This window comes from Cognatishimia activa (genome assembly GCF_017798205.1).
Lineage (GTDB): Bacteria > Pseudomonadota > Alphaproteobacteria > Rhodobacterales > Rhodobacteraceae > Cognatishimia > Cognatishimia activa_A.
In genome coordinates this window covers 404958-424004 of record NZ_CP060010.1, presented here as the reverse complement: position 1 = coordinate 424004, position 19047 = coordinate 404958, and the positions used below count along the sequence as shown (strand labels likewise).

At 56.7% G+C, this 19047-nt stretch carries 17 protein-coding genes; 5 read left to right on the top strand and 12 right to left on the bottom strand.

Annotation, left to right across the window (positions count from 1 at the left end; all coding sequences use genetic code 11):
- Nucleotides 1–35: 35 nt before the first annotated feature.
- On the bottom strand, nt 36–881 hold the full coding sequence (locus HZ995_RS02000; protein ID WP_209357022.1) for a universal stress protein: 846 nt from the start codon (nt 879–881) through the stop codon (nt 36–38).
- A gap of 450 nt (nt 882–1331) precedes the next feature.
- Nucleotides 1332–1790: a GAF domain-containing protein gene (locus HZ995_RS01995; protein ID WP_209357021.1), complete on the bottom strand. Its 459-nt coding sequence runs from the start codon at nt 1788–1790 to the stop codon at nt 1332–1334.
- 92 nt (nt 1791–1882) lie between these two features.
- Here HZ995_RS01995 and HZ995_RS01990 point away from each other — a divergent pair, with 92 nt between their 5' ends.
- A complete protein-coding gene (locus tag HZ995_RS01990) occupies nt 1883–2485 on the top strand; it encodes a hypothetical protein (protein ID WP_209357020.1) in 603 nt (200 codons plus the stop codon).
- A gap of 156 nt (nt 2486–2641) precedes the next feature.
- On the opposite strand, the gene HZ995_RS01985 is transcribed toward HZ995_RS01990, so the two are convergent.
- On the bottom strand, nt 2642–3847 hold the full coding sequence (locus tag HZ995_RS01985) for an AGE family epimerase/isomerase (protein WP_209357019.1): 1206 nt from the start codon (nt 3845–3847) through the stop codon (nt 2642–2644).
- Between the two features lie 228 nt (nt 3848–4075).
- On the opposite strand from HZ995_RS01985, the gene gloA2 reads away from it, so the two are divergent.
- The 4 genes from gloA2 (at nt 4076) to HZ995_RS01965 (ending at nt 8770) form a co-directional block, all read left to right on the top strand.
- Nucleotides 4076–4477: an SMU1112c/YaeR family gloxylase I-like metalloprotein gene (gene gloA2 / locus HZ995_RS01980; protein WP_245168719.1), complete on the top strand. Its 402-nt coding sequence runs from the start codon at nt 4076–4078 to the stop codon at nt 4475–4477.
- A 119-nt stretch (nt 4478–4596) separates the two neighbouring features.
- Nucleotides 4597–5760 carry a Gfo/Idh/MocA family protein gene (locus HZ995_RS01975; protein ID WP_209357018.1) on the top strand — a complete coding sequence of 388 codons (1164 nt, stop codon included), beginning with the start codon at nt 4597–4599 and terminating at the stop codon, nt 5758–5760.
- Entirely contained in the window at nt 5761–7827 is a 2067-nt protein-coding gene (locus HZ995_RS01970; protein ID WP_209357017.1) for an FAD-dependent oxidoreductase, read from the top strand.
- Between the two features lies 1 nt (nt 7828).
- A complete protein-coding gene (locus HZ995_RS01965; protein ID WP_209357016.1) occupies nt 7829–8770 on the top strand; it encodes a sugar kinase in 942 nt (313 codons plus the stop codon).
- On the opposite strand, the gene HZ995_RS01960 is transcribed toward HZ995_RS01965, so the two are convergent.
- The 9 genes from HZ995_RS01960 to HZ995_RS01920 form a co-directional block, all read right to left on the bottom strand.
- Nucleotides 8771–9781, bottom strand: a complete 1011-nt coding sequence (locus HZ995_RS01960; RefSeq protein ID WP_209357015.1) for a LacI family DNA-binding transcriptional regulator — start codon at nt 9779–9781, stop codon at nt 8771–8773.
- Nucleotides 9782–9826: 45 nt separating this feature from the next.
- Complete coding sequence (locus HZ995_RS01955; protein ID WP_209357014.1) at nt 9827–10150, bottom strand: Dabb family protein; 324 nt, start codon at nt 10148–10150, stop codon at nt 9827–9829.
- Nucleotides 10147–11742: a GMC family oxidoreductase gene (locus HZ995_RS01950; RefSeq protein WP_209357013.1), complete on the bottom strand. Its 1596-nt coding sequence runs from the start codon at nt 11740–11742 to the stop codon at nt 10147–10149. The genes HZ995_RS01955 and HZ995_RS01950 overlap by 4 nt, the downstream gene beginning before the upstream one ends.
- A 22-nt stretch (nt 11743–11764) precedes the next feature.
- Entirely contained in the window at nt 11765–13252 is a 1488-nt protein-coding gene (locus HZ995_RS01945; RefSeq protein ID WP_209357012.1) for an FAD-dependent oxidoreductase, read from the bottom strand.
- Nucleotides 13249–14361 carry an ABC transporter ATP-binding protein gene (locus HZ995_RS01940; protein ID WP_209357011.1) on the bottom strand — a complete coding sequence of 371 codons (1113 nt, stop codon included), beginning with the start codon at nt 14359–14361 and terminating at the stop codon, nt 13249–13251. The genes HZ995_RS01945 and HZ995_RS01940 overlap by 4 nt, the downstream gene beginning before the upstream one ends.
- Before the next feature lie 4 nt (nt 14362–14365).
- On the bottom strand, nt 14366–15244 hold the full coding sequence (locus HZ995_RS01935) for a carbohydrate ABC transporter permease (RefSeq protein WP_209357010.1): 879 nt from the start codon (nt 15242–15244) through the stop codon (nt 14366–14368).
- Nucleotides 15244–16137 carry a carbohydrate ABC transporter permease gene (locus HZ995_RS01930; RefSeq protein ID WP_209357009.1) on the bottom strand — a complete coding sequence of 298 codons (894 nt, stop codon included), beginning with the start codon at nt 16135–16137 and terminating at the stop codon, nt 15244–15246. The genes HZ995_RS01935 and HZ995_RS01930 overlap by 1 nt, the downstream gene beginning before the upstream one ends.
- An 82-nt stretch (nt 16138–16219) precedes the next feature.
- The gene (locus HZ995_RS01925) at nt 16220–17470 is read right to left on the bottom strand and encodes an ABC transporter substrate-binding protein (protein ID WP_209357008.1); all 1251 of its coding nucleotides are present in this window, start codon (nt 17468–17470) and stop codon (nt 16220–16222) included.
- Nucleotides 17471–17519: 49 nt separating this feature from the next.
- A complete protein-coding gene (locus tag HZ995_RS01920; protein WP_209357007.1) occupies nt 17520–19046 on the bottom strand; it encodes an aldehyde dehydrogenase family protein in 1527 nt (508 codons plus the stop codon).
- Between the last annotated feature and the right edge of the window lies 1 nt (nt 19047).

Genomic DNA, 19047 nt, shown 5'->3' with positions numbered 1-19047 from the left:
TTGATCAGGAGCGTGCACGCTGAGTTCTCCTGAGATCAATGCGCCAGGTAGACAGGCTGACTGTCTTGCTCCAACAGCGTTCTGGTGGTGCCGCCAAAAATCGCCTGTCTCATGCGCGAGTGACTGTAGGCGCCCGCAACGACTAAGTCCGCACCCACGTCTCTGGCCATATCCAGAATGCATGCGGAGATGTCTTTGCCGCCGCTCGGAATCTGTGCAACTTCAACATTGCAGGTGTGATGACTAAGCCAAGTAGACAAAGCAGCGCCCGGTTCAAACGGCTGGCCGTGACTTATGGGCAATGGATCGACACAGACGACAGTGACTTTTTTTGAATTTCGCAACAGGGGGAGTGCACTGTGAACTGCTCTAGCGGCGCAAAGGCTATCGTTCCAAGCGACCAGAATGTGATCATAGCGCTCCGCAATCTGCGCATTCAAAAACAGCGCTACCGGAGACTCAAACAGCACCCCATGTGCCAAACTCTTGTACAGGTCTTTGTCGTCTCGGATGTTGGACGCGATGAATACATAGTCGGCAAACTTCGCCGATTGTGCCACGGCTTCCGAGATCTCTGCCTCGGCGCACACTATTGGCCGGACTTCGCCTTTGCACCCAGTGTCCACCAAGAGTGTTTGGGCGGCATGAGTGGCGCTGTCTAAAGAAGACTTTGTCGCAGCTATTTCTTTGGTCCAAATCTCCGCTTCGGTGGGGCCTCCAAACGGAAGGCCTCCATGGACATTGATCGGGAGTGTGGGGGAAATGGTTTGAACTAAGACAACCAAATACGCGTCGACGTCTCGGGCTTGCGTACAAAAACTCGAAATCTCGTCTACGGGTGTCTCAACGTTCGTTACAAGAATAATAGTTGCATTTTTCATGGAAACCCTCCTTGCATGATCCCCATTGAGAACAGATTTCCCAGATTGTTTTGTTGAGATAGATCAAGCTTTCAAAAAAGAGTTCAAAGCTGGACGGTAGCGTGAAGTTCAAGGGCGACTTCGAAGGCGACGCACCTACAATTGTATCGTTGTCCAGTACCTAAGCCTCGCTCGAGCGGCTTCCAAGCTTCATGGAAGACACTACGAGCCGTCGACAGGCCGCCCGTGTTTTGTTTTCAACGAGCAGGGCGAAGTCTTCCCCGATCCTCTTTATAAAAATGCGCGCCCTAGACGAGGCGAGAGGACTCTTGGGGTGCCTTGGTTGGTATGAGAATTTGCAGCAATACCCAAATGTAACGGTTGGGTGCCGACAAACGCTTCCCCGCGCGCTCTTTCGACGTCGGGAAGAACTGGGTCGTTCAGCGAATAGGGGCAGATATCAAAGACGTGTCAGTTTACGAGCCTAAGTCTCGGCACGTGTACTTCTATTTCTTCTACCGGCATGAGGGTTTCAACCAACCTTGCGAACTTCGTTATGTGCTCAAGGTCGAGGGTGCTCCACATTTTTGGCTCACGGCACATTGCTTCCACGGCCCCGACAACTCTGCCGTTCGCGTATAATGGAGCGCCAATATAGGCTTTTAGGCCCTCGGCCTTCATCATGGGGCATTGTGGCAAGCTATCGTCGACCGTCAGACCTTCAATGATGAGGGGTTCCTGGCGGCTTATGACGGTTGCGCAGCACGACGTAGAAAGAAATGGCGTTTCAAATTTTTCTGCCGTTGGTGACGCGTCTGTATCTACGATGTGAGAGACATATCCATCCTTCAGATCCGTTCTACTCACCGCCGCAAAATCGGCATTTAGGGTCGACCTGATCATTTTGAGAATAGAAACTTCGCCACTCATTTATTCGTTCCCTTATCGCTCGACACAATTGGGTTAGCTGAATTCAAAAAGCGCTCGAAAACACCTTGTACCTACTTGGCATTATATGTCTCATGAAGCAACGAGTTGGCCACGAAGCGCAAGCCTTTTTTAAAACCAACCTTGCCAGTATTCAATTCGCCGATCGTACATCGAGCTGGAGCGCCATGAACAAAGCAGCAAACCCAAACCACGTTGATGCTGAGGCGTGGGCGCTTTGCGACACAATGGTTCAGGGAACAAAGCAATCAGTTCTGGATGGCAATTACGACGGTTATTCCGAGTATTTTCACATCCCCTTTACGATGCAGACACAACTGGGCGATGTCGTCGTTGAAAGTGATGAACAACATCGGGAAGTTTTCGCACGTGTCATGTGGCAATACCGAAAGCAAAACGTGACTGACGCTCAGCGAAATCTACTGGCCGCGCATATCTTCAGAAACGAGGAAATAGTCTGCGTTCATGAATCGATGCTTTACTCAAATTCTAGACTTGTTCAGAGCTCGATTAAGGTTCTTTCTACACTTAGAAAATTTTGCGATCATTGGCTTATTGTTGATAGTCGCTACTCTGTCGGGGATTGTATCAACTTAAACCGCGCGCTCTATGGCCCTAGGTACAGTGAAGTCCAGTCCATTATGCAAGACTCCTGTAGTCTGGTGCAGATCAGATGACCTCACCGACAATGGGTGGATAGTTTGATCCGCAGATTTGGCGGTAATGTCCCATATCAGGATGCCATGGTCCTGGTAACGCTGCCAACTACGATGCTCTGGCAACTAAACTGGGACTGCCAGGTGGGGCCAATCGTAAGTGTTTAGAGTGCAGCGCTAAGACAGATCCTCAGCGATGCGAGATAACCGCGTGCTCAGCGGGAGAACGGCAGCCTGAACAGAATGGTAGATATCCGGCTTGCCTTCAAATTGATGACCTGTCGGCTGGTTGGTTTCGTCTAGTTCTGGGAACCAGCCACCGTTCTCAGGGTCGATCAGATGCGCCTTGGCGTGATCCCATAGCTTGCGATACCATGCGTCATCCTCGGTCGATGGGGCCAGTTTTTGGAAGCCCGCGAGCGTTCCGATTGCCTCGGTGACAGGCCACCAATATCGATCCGCACGTCGCCAAGAGCCGTCGAAATTCAACGTATAAACAAAGCCGCCCAGCTCGGCATGCCACGCGTCATTGAGCGCTTGGTCTAGCAAGCGGCGCGCTACTGCAACATGATCTCCGTCAGGACGGCCCAACAGATCCCAATACTGCAGCATGAGGCGTGATAGCTCAAAACTGTGCCCCGGAGTGGTGCCGCCAGGCCGGAACATGGGGTTGCCGTCGTAGTCAGGGTCGACCTGCCATGTCTCCGTGTAGTGTTCAGGCAGTCGCCAGCCATGTTGCGGTGCGGTCTGATAGACGAAGAAATCCAGAATTCTGCCTGCGCGATCCAAGAAATCGCGCTCTCCGGTCGCTTCATAGGCGGTCAAAAGCGCCTCGACGGAATGCATGTTGGCGTTCATGCCGCGGTAGGTCGACATCGGACTCCAGTCGCGGTTGAATTCATCCGCGAAGAGGCCGTGATCCTCTTCCCAATAGCGCTCCACCAGAACCTGCGAGACGTCGTCAAGCAGGCGATCAGCATCCGGATGGCCTGCAATCTTGGCGCTAGAGGCCGCAAGAAGCACGAACGCATGCCCATAGGCCAGCTTTCGGTCGTCACCGATGCCGTCTGACGTGATGCCCCAAAGATAGCCCCCATGGTTTGTGTCGCGATGATGGGTCCAAAGATACGACATGCCGCGATCAATAACCTCGGCAGCCCCGTCTGCCCCAAGAGGACGCCCGAGCGCGTAAGAATGCACCATCCGGGTCGTCGTATGTAGCTCTTGCAGGTCTGAGGTAAGAGGGGTTCCGTCATAGTCCAGAACTGCAAATCGCCCGTCCGGCATGAGGCTCTTTTTGAAGAAAGCATATTGCTCAAGAGCTTGCGTCCGCAGCCAGGATTGATGTTCCGGCTCAAACAAAAGGGGTGCGTTGCTTGGCATCTGGACGTGCTCCGTTAATGGCAGGGAAACTGGTCTAGATCGCCCGGCGGACGCGCCTTGACCAGCTCTGCTGACGTGATTTGCCTTGACTGCTAGCGCATGACAGTCGTGCGGTCCATCAAGAGTTTTCAGGAGGGGCAGGTGGGAGGGAAACCGTGTCGTGCTGACCGTTGTGTACCCTGATTGTAGACAGCCGCCGCCTAACGTGGTTCGTTGAGCCAGAGGCCAATGGAGGGCCAAGAGATGATCGAAGGCATTCACCACATCGCAATGATCGTGTCGGACTATGAACTGTCCAAAGCGTTCTATCTGGATGTCCTCGGATGTACCGTCGTCGACGAAAACTACCGCGCAGATCGCAACTCTTGGAAACTTGATCTTGCGCTGCCTGATGGGACTCAGCTCGAGCTGTTCACCTTTCCCGAACGAGAGAACCGCCTTGCGGGTGTCGAACCGATTGGCTTAAGGCATCTGGCTTTCAAAGTGAGGGATGTCGCCAAAGAAAAAGCCCGTCTTGAAAGCATGGAGGTCGAGGTCGAAGAGATTCGCACCGATCCTTACACGGGCAATGCTTTTACCTTCTTCAAAGATCCGGATGGCGTTCCGCTCGAGCTCTATTCCATTGAATAGCCACTGAATCACGCCCCTAAGCAACGGTCTGCTTGACCACTTGGAACGTTCCATTTATGACGATCACTGGAACGTTCCAGTAAAAAGTTGTACCGCGTCAAAATTTGGGGGGATCGGCCGTGAAAAAGGTGAGAGTTGCTGTCTTGGGGGCCTCTGGCTGGATGGGCAAAGTCCATACGATGGCCTACCAGACTTTCCCACATTTTCTGGGGAGCGAAAATGGCACGGCCGAGGTCAAGATTCTGGTTGAAGCCAACCCTGATGCCGCTGCCGATCTCGCGCAGCGCGCTCCTGAAGCGCGGATCGTTAAGGACTGGAAAGAGGCCATTGCCGATCCCGAGATTGATCTGATCGATATCTGTCTTCCTGATAGCCTTCACTATGAAGTCGCAAAGGCGGCGCTCTTGGCAGGCAAGCATGTCTATTGCGAAAAGCCTTTGGCGGATACGGCAGCCGAGGCGCGCGAGTTGGCCGATATCGCGAAGGAAAAGGGTGTGATCACCCGCGTGGGTCATGCCTTCCCGCGCAATCCTGTGCACGACCTTGCCAAAGAGATCATTGATGCAGGTGAGATCGGAGAGATCAAGCTGTTCAAGGCTTGCCAGCACATCGACATGTATGGCGACCCGCTGACCCCCTATATGTGGCGCGCCAACGGAGAATTGGCTCCAACGGGGATCATCGGCGACACCGGAAGCCATGTCTTTAGCTTTATGGAGTTTCTGGTTGGCCCCGTCGCCAAACTGGTTGCCGACAACTTTATCGTTACGCCAAAGCGCCCTGTCGTGGACGGTCTCGCCTATGGGGAAAGCGCTGAGCTTAAGGGCGACGAAGACTGGGCCGATATCACCAATCCCGACGGCACGAACCTGATGGTGCAATTTGCCAATGGCGCGCGTGGTTTGGTGGATTTCAGCCGTGTCGCGACGGGGCGCAAATTTATGCAGACTTACGAGATCTATGGCACCAAAGGCAGCCTTGCCTACACCTATGACGAGGTGAACCGCCTGCGGTTTTACTCCAACGACGACAAGATCGGCCGTCGCGGCTATCGCGAGATCGACGTGGGGCCGGAAAACGAGACCTTCCGTGCTTTCCTGCCTCTGCCGAATTTCGCTCTGGGCTATAACGAGAGCAAAATCATCGAAGCCGCAGAGGTCATTAAGTCGATTGTCACCAATACTCCGGCTTGGCCGACCTTTGAAAACGGGCACCAAATTTGCCAGATCGTGGATGCCTGTATGACCTCATCAGATACGCAAAGCTGGGTGGATATCGCATAGATGACACACCCTGTTCCACAGCATATTCTGGACGCGTTGACCGACGTCGAAATGCCAAAGCTCGGCGCGGAGCCGGCCTTCGAAGACGCGGTAAAACTGGGCACGTTTGACGTGCCGGTTCACCCGACAGACACCCTTGTGGTTGGCAGCGGGGCTGCCGGTCTTCGTGCGGCGGTCGAGCTACGGCGTCGCGACATCGACGTGACCATCATCAGCCAAAGCGCCTGGGGTGGCACCTCGGCCTGTTCCGGGTCTGACAAACAGACGCTGCACACAGCGAACACCGCTGATCAGGGGGACAATTTCGTTGATATGGCCGAGTCCATCCGCGCCGGTGGGGCAATGGATGAAGACACGGCCTATATCGAGGCGGTTGGGTCCGGCCGCGCTATGGCGTCTTTGCAGTTTCTTGGCCTACCTCTGCCGCAGGATCAACTGGGCGGCACGTTGCGGTATCAGACGGACCATGATGAGGTCGGGCGGGCCACGAGCTGTGGGCCTCGGACATCGCGGTTGATGGTGAAAGTGCTGGCGCAAGAGGCACTTAGGTTAGGTGTGCCGTTCTTTAACCAGACAACTGCGGTGAAAATTCTTACCTCAGAAGGCGGCGTCGCGGGCGTTCTGGCGATCCGCGCCAAAGACCGTAGCGAGACCAATCCATACGGTCTCGTCTTGTTCCGCTGCGCGCGTTTGGTGCTGGCGGCGGGCGGCCCGGGCGAGCTTTATCGCGACAGCGTGTTTCCTAACGGCTGTTACGGCTCGCTTGGGCTGGCGCTGGAGGCTGGGCTGGAGCTGGTCAACCTGACCGAAAGCCAGTTTGGGATCGGCACCCGCCGCGAGGGATTTCCATGGAACCTCTCGGGCACCTACGTGCAGGTCATTCCCCATATCTATTCAGTGGATGAGGCCGGCGCCGAGCATCATTTCCTCGCGGACTATTACCGCACTACACAGGAAATGGCCTCGAACGTATTTCGCAAGGGTTATCAGTGGCCGTTTCACGCAAGCCGAATGCTCGACTTTGGCTCTAGTCTCGTCGATCTGGCGATCTATCGCGAAGGTGAGAAGGGGCGCAAAGTCTTCATGGACTTCAACCGCAACCCTTTGCCGGTACCGGGCGATTTGCCGTTTAGCCTAGATCGACTGGATCCCGATGTTGCGACCTATCTCAGCAAGGCTGGCGCAGACCACGACCTTCCGATTGACCGGCTCAAGCATATGAACCCTTTGGCGATAGAACTCTATCGTCGCTATAAGGTCGACATCACGCTGGAGCCTTTGGAATTTGCGGTGAACAACCAGCACATGAACGGCGGCATCGCGGTCGACATTTGGGGGCGCACCAACATCGGCGGGATTTACGCGATTGGCGAAGCTGCAGGCACCCATGGTGCGACGCGCCCCGGCGGGTCTGCGCTGAACGCGGGGCAAGTTTTCGGGACGCGGGTTGCAGAGCAGATTGCGGCCTGCGGACAGCAAGTGCCGCGCGATGAGATTGCAACGCTCGGGACGAAGGCCGTTGAAGACATTGTGCAGGTTCTGCGGGCTGAGGACGGCATGGCGGTGAAAGACATCCGCTCTTCGGTTCAAACGCGGATGAGCGAGGACGCAGGGATCTTGTGCACGCAAGACCGCGTGGCAGCGGCATGCGGCGAAGCGGCAGATCTGAACGCGTCTATTCGCGCGCATGGCATCACCTTATCACGCGACAGCGAGGCAGCGCGGGCGCTCCAGTGGCATCAAATGGCGCTGGCGTCTGAGGCCGTGTTGACCGCCTTGGATCACTACGTGTCAGGTGGCGGCGGCAGTCGCGGGGCGCGGGCGATTTGTGATCCAGAGGGCGGGGCTCTGCCACAAGGCCCAGATGGTCCGCTGACAGAGTATCGGTTCAGACCCGAACGCGACGCGGACAAGGGTTCGCAGATCCTTGTGCGCCTAAAGGGGACTGAAATGACATTGCGGACGCGCAAAAACCGCGCGCATGATCCATCGGACAAATCTTTTTTCGAACGGGACTGGCCCGCTTGGCTGACCTCTGAAATCCACGACACGGGTGAGAGCGCCTGACATGCAGTTTTCCGCGAACAAACGCGTCCTCGCGATCGGCGAAGCGATGGTCGAAATGGCCCCCGTGGGGGACGGCCTCTACAAACGCGGCTTTGCCGGGGACACGTTCAACACCGCATGGCATATGGCGCAGATCTTGGGGCAGGGCGCCTCTGTTGGCTATGTAACCAAAGTGGGTCAAGACGCGGTGTCTGATGCCTTTTGCGCAGAGCTTGAGGCCGATGGGCTGGATACCACGGGCATTGCACGGGACGCAGACCGGACGATGGGGCTTTACCTGATCGAATTGGACGGCGCAGAACGGAGTTTTCAGTATTGGCGTGCGCAGTCTGCGGCGCGGATGTTGGCGGAGGATGTTGAGCCGCTGACGCGTCAGATTGCGGATGCGGGTCTGATCCACTTGTCGGGAATTACTGTCGCGATCCTATCGCCGGCGGCACGCGAAAACCTGCTCGCGGCCCTCAAAACAGCGCGCGCAAAGGGGGCTTTGGTGTCTTTTGACCCAAACGTGCGTCCAAAGCTGTGGGACTCTATGGATGAGGTGCGCGCCACATTGCCGGGGTTCCTATCTGAGGCAGACATCGCCTTGCCGAGCTTTGATGATGAAACTCTCTGTTGGGGCGATGCGACCCCAGCTGACACGTTGGTGCGATATGAAGGGCTAGGCGTTTCAGAAGTTGTCGTCAAAAACGGCGAGGGCGATGTTCACATGTTAAGTGCCAAAAGACGGCTGACCTTCGACACAGGCCCTGTGACTAAGGTGAAAGATACCTCTGGCGCAGGGGATGCTTTCAACGCTGGATACTTAGCGGGCCGGTTCAAAGGGCTGAACGTCGAAGCGTCGGTGCGCAAGGGACAAGCTCTGGCGGGGGATGTCATCGGCCATTTCGGTGCGCGACTTCCGAAAGAAGCCACAAAAGCCCACGCCTATGACGCAAACTAGCTAGAGTGATCCGCCGCTGGATTGTCGCACAAACAATTCGACAGGTTTGCGTGTTTCAGCTTCGGGGACTTGCCCGCTTTCCAGCCAGTTCAGCACGGTTTCCGCTGTTTGCGCGCCAATCGAGGCGATGTCATAGCCGACGGAGGATAGCGATGGGTACGTCTCTGCTGCGTCCTCGATGTTATCAAAGCCTACGATGATCACGTCCTTGCCAACGCATCGACCGATCTCGTTGCAGCCGCTGGACAGGCCCAAGGCCACAAGATCGTTAAAACAGACCACGCCGTCCACATCTGGATGTTCCTGCGCCAACCTATGCGCCACATCACGGCCGAATTTCCGAGAGGACTCGCCGTTCAGGATAATTGGCTCTTTGCCCGAGGCGCTCATCACGCTCAGATATCCGGACATGCGTTCTTCGGTCACGGAACGCCCCTCAAGCCCACCCACAAAGGCGATGTTCCGAGCGCCTTGTACGACCAAATGCTCCGTCGCCAGACGGCTGCCGGTCACATAGTCCGGCGCGGTGAAGGGAAAGAGGTCGGTTCGGCTGTCCACTCGGCGCAGCATTTGCATCACAGGAATGCCCGCGCGGGCAATGGCGTCGAAAGTGTCCTGCGTGCTGCCATAGGCCGGGCAGATGATCAGGGCCGAGACCCCGTGTTCGATCATAGAACTGACAACCTGCGCCTGAAGCTCTGCGTCCTCGTCGGTATTCGCCAGAACCGTGGCGTAGCTTTTCTCAGCCAGCGCCATCTGCAGGGAGGTGGCGAACTCTGTAAAGAAAGGGTTGCGCAGATCGTTGATCACGAGGCCAATCAGCCCCGCGTTCGAGCTGCGCATATTTGCGGCCGAGCGGTTATAGACATACCCCAAATCCCGCATCGCAGCGCGCACCAGCTCGCGGGTTTCGTCGCGAATGGTGGGGCTGTTGCGCAACACGAGGCTGACCGTGGACTTAGACACTCCGGCTTTCTTGGCGACATCTATGATTGTCGGCTTCCGGGTCATGGGTCTCTGCGGCCTCTCTTGGATTAGGGCGTGGTTTGGGCGGTGTTACTCGGCTGCTTGGTCTATGGGAAGGTCAAATACCAAAATTCCGTCGATCCCGCCGATGGCGTTGGCCACCAGTTTGCCGCCCAGAACCTTGTGATCCGGGTGATCCTGATAGGCCTGCAATGTGTCCCAATCGGTGAAATCCACAACGAAACCATGCATATAGCCGCGTTCGATCTGCTCTGGGCTTTCGCTGCGACCTGCGGTGATCGACAGCACACCGGGCAGTTTGGCTTTGATATCATGCAGTTCAGAAAAGATCGCACTGATCTGCGTGTCTGTGACGTCTGGTTGGAATTTGACGAGAACAATATGACGTATCATGCGGCCTCCATGCCGTGGTCGGCTTTGATCATATCGGCGGCTTTCTCGCCAATCATGATCGCAGCAGCGTTTGTGTTTGAGGAAATCACTGTCGGCATGATGGAATTGTCGACGATGCGCAGCCCGTCCAAGCCGTTGAATTTCAGGGATGGATCCACGACCGCCGCGTCATCAATGCCCATGCGACAGGTGCCTGCGCAATGGTGCGAGGTCTTGGAGTGCTCGGAGATGAAGTTGAAGTAATCCTCGTCCGTTTTCACATCCGGCCCAGGCAGGCGTTCCGCGAGAATGTAGTCCTTGAGCGGCGACTGAGAGAGGATCTCTTGGGTGAGTTTCAGACCCCTTATCGACATCTCGCGGTCCATTGGGTCTTGCAAGTAATTCGGGTCGATCAAAGGCGCTTTGGCGGGATCGGCACTTTGCAGGCGTACCGTGCCGCGAGACCTTGGGCGCAGATAGCAGGAGTTCAAAGTCACGCCGCCTTGCGGCATGGCCGCGACGCCGTGTTCGATACCGGTGCCGAGCCCAAGGTGGAACTGAATGTCTGGGGAACGGGCGTCAGGATCTGCGTACCAAAACCCTCCGGTTTCAAAGAGCGAAGAGGCGACGGGACCCTTGCGCGCGATGATATACTGCAGGCCGGCCCATGCGGCCCAAAGCGGCTTGGCATAGCGATCATAGCTAAAGGGACCTTTGAGCTCGCTGATGCAATAAAGGTCGAGGTGATCCTGAAGGTTTTCCCCGATCTGCGGCTGGTCATAGACCACATTGATCCCAAGAGATTGCAAATGATCCGCCGGGCCGATGCCAGAGAGTTGCAAGAGCCGAGGCGATCCGATAGCACCACCGGACATCAAGACCTCTGCGTTAGCGTAGATCTGTTCACCGTCGACCATTTCAACGCCGGTCACGCGGCCTTTGTCGACGATCAGGCGTTTGACTTGCGCGCCCAAACGCACCGATAGGTTCTTGCGGTGGCGGTTTGGCGTCACATAGGCCATCGCCGCCGAAGAACGGCGCGTGTTGCGCTGGGTCAGTTGATAGTAACAAACGCCGTCCTGCGACTCTCCATTGATGTCCATATTGCGCGGGATGCCGACCGCGGCCGCCGCGTCGAAATAAGCATCACAGATCGGTAGCGGTGCCGATGGCTGGCTTACGCCCAAAGGCCCGCCTTGGCCGTGATACTTGTTGTTATAGGTGTCGTTGTCCTCGGCCTTGCGGAAATAGGGCAGTACGTCTTCATAGCCCCAACCCTCGCAGCCCATCTGCCGCCAGTCGTCGTAATCCTGCGCATTACCGCGGGTGTAGATCTGGGCGTTGATGGCCGAGCCTCCGCCGATCACTTTCGCCTGCGTATAGCGGAAGACTTTGTTTTGCATGTGTTTTTGCGGCACAGTATCCCAACCCCAGGACCCGATGCCTTTGGTCATTTTGGCGAAGCCTGCGGGCAGGTGGTACAAAGGATTGCGGTCGCTGCCGCCGGCCTCTAGCAACAGCACCTGCGCATCGGGGATTTCAGACAAGCGCCCGGCCAGAACCGAGCCTGCTGCTCCGCCTCCGATGATGATGAAATCATAGCCTTTGGTCATTTTTCGGGTCCTTCGGGCTTTGCTAGGCAGCAAAGCGGGTTTGTTTGATATGGTCGGCCGCGCGCAGGCTGAGGGCAGCGATTGTCAGCGCGGGGTTCACAGCGGCTGAGGTCGGCAAGACCGAGGCATCCGTGATGAAGAGGTTTTCGATGTCATGGCTTTGGCAGAACGTGTTCACGACGCTTTGAGCTGGATCATGTCCCATCCGCGCGGTGCCGCATTGATGCGAAGGCGTGCGCCGATCAAAGGGCCGCGCAAGCACAATCGGATAGCCAGCCTTGCGCAATTGCTGCTTGAGCTTGGCGACCAGAGCTTCATGCGCCTCCCAGTTCGAGCGCTTCCAATCCAGCGTGATCTGCCCACCCGTCAGCGTCACGCGGCTGTCGGGGTTCGGCAGGTCTTCGGACATGGCGTAAAGATCGACCGATCTGTCTGCGATCCAGCGCGCCAGCGGCGCGGGCAGTGGGGAGTTGGCCCGCAAGATCTCGCCTGAAATTTTACCCAACAGCTGGATATTGCCCAAAGGTTCTCCGTTTGGGCCGCCTGTCAGATAATAGTCATTCAGCATCAGGGTTTTTTGATAGACCGCCTCGTTGCGCCGAAACGGATGCAGCGCCAGAACGGCCGAACAATTGTGGTTCATAAAGTTCCGTCCGACCTGATCGGAACTATTCGCGAGCCCAAGCGGGGTATTGTCATTGGCCGACCGCAACAAGAGCGCGGCGGATTGCACGGCTCCGGCTGCGAGAACGATCAAGGGCGCGCTCAACGTTTCCCCAGTGGCCAGAGTGATGGATGAAATGCGTGTGCCGTCATAGTTCAAACGCGCGACGTCGGCTTTCGTTTGCAGCCGGACGTTCCCATGCGAGAGTGCCTGCGACAGAGCCGCGCGTTCTGCGTCCATCTTGCCGCCAGTCGTGTCTGGGTAGGCATCCCAAGGCGTTTTACCGCGTGCGAGCCAGGTCTCGATGTCCACCCCCAAGGGCAATGACGAGGGTGACATGCCAATAGCGCCCATGCGCCTGCGGAACTCTGCAATACCCGGTTCATCGGCCAAAGGAGGATGAGGGTAGAGTGTCGCGTGATCCGGCTCTGTTGGGTCTTCGCCTATCTGGCCACGGACCTGATAGAGCATCTCGGCACGGCCGTAAAACGGTTCCAACGCGTCATAGGTTATAGGCCAACCGGGCGAGGTTCCCCCCATATGTGCGATCGGCGAGAAATCCTCGCGGCGATAGCGAAGGAACACTGCGCCAAAGAACTTCGAGTTCCCGCCGACGTAGTAATAGTTGCCCGGATTGAACGACTGTCCCTTGCCGTCCAGCCATGTCTCATCGGGTCGATAGTGCCCTTTGGCAAAGATCGACTGCGCATCCCGGTCGTGCATAGAAGGGCGCAGGTGATCGCCTTTCTCGAGCACAAGAATGCGCTTGCCGGTCTCGGCCAAAGCCGCCGCCATCGTGGCGCCGCCAATGCCCGAGCCGATGACTATGACGTCAGCGTCGCTCACCCTTCGATGCGCTTCTCGGTGGCGGGATCAAAGGCGACGGCCTTCTCCATGTTGACCGCAAAGCCGAACATCTCACCAGCCGACACAGGGACATCCGCGCGCAGACGCGAGATCACGTCTTTGCCGCCCAGGTTTGTGGTGACAAAGGTGTCAGAACCCGCGGGTTCTGTCACGATAATGCGGTTTTCCAAGGTCACCACATTGCTGGATTTACGATCCGCCCCATCAGGATCGGTGATCGCTTCGGGGCGGATCCCCAGGAGGACCTCTTTGCCATCCCACTCAGACATATTGTCCTGAGAAAACGGCAGCAGCGCTTCGCCCCCTTCAGACGTCACCAGCGACGCATGTGGGCGGCCGTCTTTCATGACGACCTTGGCGTTCATAATGTTCATCGCAGGAGAGCCCATGAAGGTCGCCACAAAGAGGTTCGCGGGCGTGTCATAGATCTCTTTCGGCGTGCCAAGCTGTTGCACATAGCCTTCGTACATGACGGCAATACGGGTCGAGAGCGTCATCGCCTCGATCTGGTCGTGGGTCACGTAAACGATTGTGGTCTTTAGCTTTTCATGCAGCTTTTTGATCTCGGTCCGCATGTCGACGCGCAGTTTGGCGTCGAGGTTAGAGAGCGGCTCGTCAAAAAGGAACACATCAGGATCACGCACAAGCGCCCGGCCCATCGCCACACGTTGGCGTTGCCCGCCAGACAGTTGGCCCGGTTTGCGATCCAAGAGCTGTTCGATCTGCAAAAGTTTTGCCACGTCATTCATGGCTTTGTCGCGCTCGGGCTTTGGCACCCCGTGCATTTCCAGACCAAAGGTGATGTTCTGCCCAACCGTCATATTCGGGTAGAGCGCATAGCTTTGGAACACCATCGCGATGTTGCGGTTTGACGGGTGCACGCCGTTCACAACACGCCCGTTGATCCCGATCTCGCCGGAGGTGATGTCCTCAAGACCTGCGATCATGTTTAACAGTGTGGATTTGCCACAGCCCGAGGGGCCGACGAGCACAAGGAACTCGCCCTCTTCGACGGCGATGTCGACCTTATGCAGGACTTCGACCGCGCCATAGGATTTGGTTACGTTGTTGATGTCGAGAAAGCCCATAGTCTTATCCTTTTACAGAGCCAGCCATCAGGCCGCGGACAAAGAAGCGTCCGGCCACGATGTAGACAAGAAGTGTCGGCAAGGCGGCGAGGATCGCGCCTGCGAAGTGAACGTTGTATTCTTTGACGCCCGTTGAGGACTGCACGAGGTTGTTCAAAGCAACCGTCATCGGTGCTCCGGACCCCGAGGCGAAGGACGCGCCAAAGAGGAAGTCGTTCCAGATGTTGGTGAACTGCCAGATCACACAGACCACGATGATCGGGCCCGACGACGGCAGCATGATGCGGCGGAAGATCTGAAAGAACCCGGCGCCGTCAATTTGCGCTGCACGAACCAGCTCGGTCGGGAAGGCTGCGTAGTAGTTGCGGAAGTAGAGCGTCGAAAAGCCGATGCCGTAAACTACGTGCACAAGGATCAGACCATAAGTCGAGCCGGACAGCCCAAGAATGCCCAGGATCCGCGCCATTGGGATCAGAACGATCTGAAACGGGATAAAGCAGGAAAACAGCATCAGCCCGAAAAGGATCGTATCCCCGCGAAACCGCCATTTTGTCAGGATATAGCCGTTCAGCGCGCCCAATACGGTCGAGATAAACACCGCCGGAACCACCATCTTGATCGAGTTCCAGAAATAGGGACGCAGACCCGTAGGCTCGACACCGACCTGTGCAGAGGACCATGCAGCGGCCCAGGGTTCAAGCGTAAAGACCTGTGGCAGCGCCATCATATTGCCGCCAGTGATCTCGCTGAGCGGTTTCACCGAGTTCACCAGCATGATGAAGAACGGCAAGAGGTAGAACAGCGAGGCGACCAGCAGGAAGACATAGATGAATGTCCGCGTGATACGCCCGGTGCGCACGGATTGAGATTGTGCAGCCGACATCACTTGTCCTCCTTCAGTTCAGCGTAGAGGTAAGGGATCATAATCGCCGCGATGGTCATCAGCATGATCACCGCCGAAGAGGCCCCGATGCCCATTTGGTTGCGAGTAAAAGTGTAGGAATACATGAAGGTCGCGGGCAATTCTGTCGCGCGGCCCGGGCCGCCGCCGGTCAGGGCGATCACGAGGTCATAGCTCTTGATTGCGAGGTGCGAGAGGATCACGAAGGCCGACAGGAAGGCAGGGCGCAACAGCGGGATCACGATCCGGCGATAGAGGTTCCAGTTGCTCGCGCCATCAATCTGTGCCGCTTTCATGATCTCGCTGTCGATGCCGCGCAGGCCTGCGAGGAACATCGCCATGACAAAACCACTGGACTGCCAAACGGCTGCAATAACAACGGTATAGATCGCGAAGTTGCGGTCTTTGATCCAGTTGAACTCAAAGCTCTCCCAGCCCCAGAGGTGCATTGTGTGCTCAAGACCGATACCGGGATCCAGGAACCATTTCCACGCCGTGCCGGTTACGATGAAACTAAGCGCCATTGGGTATAGATAGATCGGGCGTAGGATGCCTTCGCCGCGGATTTTCTGATCCAGAAAGATGGCCAGCGTCAGGCCCACTACAGTGGAAATCGAAATATAAAGCGCGGCATAGACGCCAAGGTTCTTGAGCGACGTCTCCCAGTGGCTCAGCCGCCAGAGTTTGGAATAGTTTTCCAACCCAACCCACCCATAGCTCGGCAGAATGCGGCTATCGGTGAAGGACAGGTAAACCGTGAACAGGATGAACCCGTATACAAAGAGGAGCACGAGTGCCAAGGACGGGCTGAGCACGACCTTCGGAATCCAATGCTGGAGCTTGGTTTTGAAATCGACATCGCCAGCGCGGGCCATCGTTTCCTCCCAAATTTTCAGAGATTTAAGCAGGTGCTCTGGGGCGAGGCGTGCCGCCCCAGAGTATTCTTTCAAAGGTGGCTTATTGCGCCAGCTCGACCGCAGTCACCATTTCTTCGGCTGCGGTTTGTGCGTCGTACTCACCGTTGAAGTGCGCGGTGATGACGTCATACATCGCGTTCTTCACAGCTGCGCGGTTTGCGTGGCCGTGCGCCATGGAGCCAACCAGAGTGTCAGACGCGGCTGCTGCCGCCAGTTCTGCCATGCCTTGTTTGCCGCAAGCGTCAAAGTCTGCGTCAGGCACGTCGGTCCGTGCAGGGACAGAGCCTTTGACTACGTTGAACGCGGACTGGAACACTGGAGACATGATGGATGCCGCCATTGCGCCTTGGGACGCTTGTGCATCGTCGCTGGCCACAGCAAACATAGCGAACTGGTCAGAGTTAAAGCTCACCGCACCCGCAGAACCTGGGACGCGGAAGCAGAGGAAGTCCTCGCCAGGGGTTTTGCCTGCGTTCAGGAATTCACCCTTCGCCCAGTCACCCATGATCTGGAAGGCGGCGTCGCCGTTGATAACCATCGCAGATGCGAGGTTCCAGTCACGACCAGAGAAATTGTCGTCCACATTCGCGCGCAGGGTCGCCATGCGGTTGAAGGTCTCAACCATCATGTCAGAGCCAAGTGCTTCTGGATCCAGATCGATGAAGGCTTTCTTGTAGAACTCGACACCACCAACAGACAGTGCAACACCGTCAAACATGGTGGCTTCCTGCCAAGCCTGACCACCGTGTGCCAGTGGGGTTTTGCCCGCGGCTTTAACGGTTGCCATCGCTGCTTCGAATTCAGCCCAAGTGGTTGGCTGCGCGATGCCCAGCTCGTCCAGAACGGCCTTGTTCGCCCAGACCCAGTTGGTGGAGTGCACGTTCACAGGTGCAGAGATCCACTTGCCGTCATGTTTCGCGAAAGCTTGCAGAGCCGCAGGCACAACCGCGTCCCAGCCTTCAGCAGCGGCGACGTCGTTCAGATCCGCGAGCGCGCCTTCTTCGGCCCAGTCGAGGATGTCAAAGCCCAGCATCTGAACCGCGGTTGGTGGGTCACCCGCGGTGACGCGTGCCCGCAGAACGGTCATGGCGCTTTCGCCACCACCACCAGCAACTGGCATGTCGTTCCAGCCGATGGATTGACCGGCGAGGTCTTCTTTCAGAACGTTCAGCGCTGCCGCTTCACCGCCCGAAGTCCACCAGTGCAGAACTTCCACGTCCGATGCGGACGCCATGGAAGTCGACGCAAGCAGAGCCGCCGCCATCATAGATTTCTTTCCAAAATAACGCATTATATCCTCCCTAGATTATTGCGTTTTCTCTTCATGATCCCTGTTCCTATCAGGGCATTTTCACCCAAGGTGCTCTGGAATCGCCAACGCGCATCACCAAAGATTTCACCTCGAGGAATTCGTCATAGCCGTACTGGCCAATTTCTCTCCCTTGTCCCGATTGCTTTACCCCTCCAAAAGCTAGTTCGGGAAACCCATCCATCCATGTGTTTGTCCAAATCGTCCCCGCTTGCGCGCGGCGAGAAAACTCTAGACATGTATGAACGTTTTCGCTCCATACCCCTGCTGAAAGACCGTAGTCAGAGTCATTTGTTAGCGCAATCACTTCGTCCATTGTCTTGAACGTTTGCACCACCAAGACCGGTCCAAAGACCTCTTCACGAACGATCGCCATGTCCGACGTGACGCCGCGCACGACGGTTGGTTGGTAAAACTGTGACCCAATTTCAGCGACTTGCAGCGATCCTCCGCCGATGCAGATTTCCGCGCCTGCTTCTTTAGCATCGGAGACATAGGCGTCGATCTTGGCTTGATGCTCGGCGGTGACAATCGCGCCAACTTGTGTATCCGGGTTTAAAGGGTTGCCGAACGCCACGTGACGAGACATCTCGACCACGCGGTTCACGAAGGCGTTGGCGATGTCTTCGTGGACGATGATGCGGCTGGAAGAATTGCAACACTGACCCACATTGAAATAGACGCCGAAGGTGACAGCATCCGCCGCACTTTCCAGATTGGCATCCGGGAAGATCACCTGCGGGTTCTTACCACCAAGTTCCAGCGCGACTTTCTTCAAAGTGTCGCTTGCTGCTTTGCTAATGCGTTTGCCCACGGCGGTGGACCCGGTGAAGGACACCATATCGACGTCGTCATGTGTGCTCATCAAACTGCCGACCGGATCTCCATAGCCTAGCACGATGTTGCAGACGCCTTCGGGCAGACCTGCTTCGGTCAAAAACTCACCCAACATGGCTGTCGTGGACGGCGTCATCTCGGAGGGTTTTACGACACAGGTGCAGCCCGCTGCCAAAGCAAAGGGTAGCTTTTGGCTGAGAATCCAGAATGGGAAATTCCAGGGCGTGATGATCGACACCACACCGATGGGCTCTTTGATGACCACGCCCAGCATATCGTCACCAAGCGCGTTGTGGCTCTCGCCGTGGCTGGTGCGCGCGAGCGAGGCAGCATAGCGCCACAAATCGGCGGCACCACCGCATTCGCCGCGCGCTTGGGAGATCGGTTTACCGCTTTCCAACGTCTCGATCAGGGCGAGGCGTTCTTCGTTCGCCTCGATCAGATCGGCGACTTTGTTCAACACGGCGGCGCGGTCTTTGCCGGACAGGCGGCTCCAGCGGCCATCATCAGAAGCCGCGCGCGCCGCACCGATTGCGGCCTCGGTTTCAGTCACAGACCCCAAAGCCGCTTGGCTGACCAGCACGCCATGGGACGGAGACATCCGATCAGAAACCTGACCATCCGCGCTGTCCAGATACGCACCGTTGATATAGTGGCGCGCCTGATAAGGCGTCTCTGGCAGAGCGATGGTTTGCTCGGTTATGATATTGAGATCGTTCATT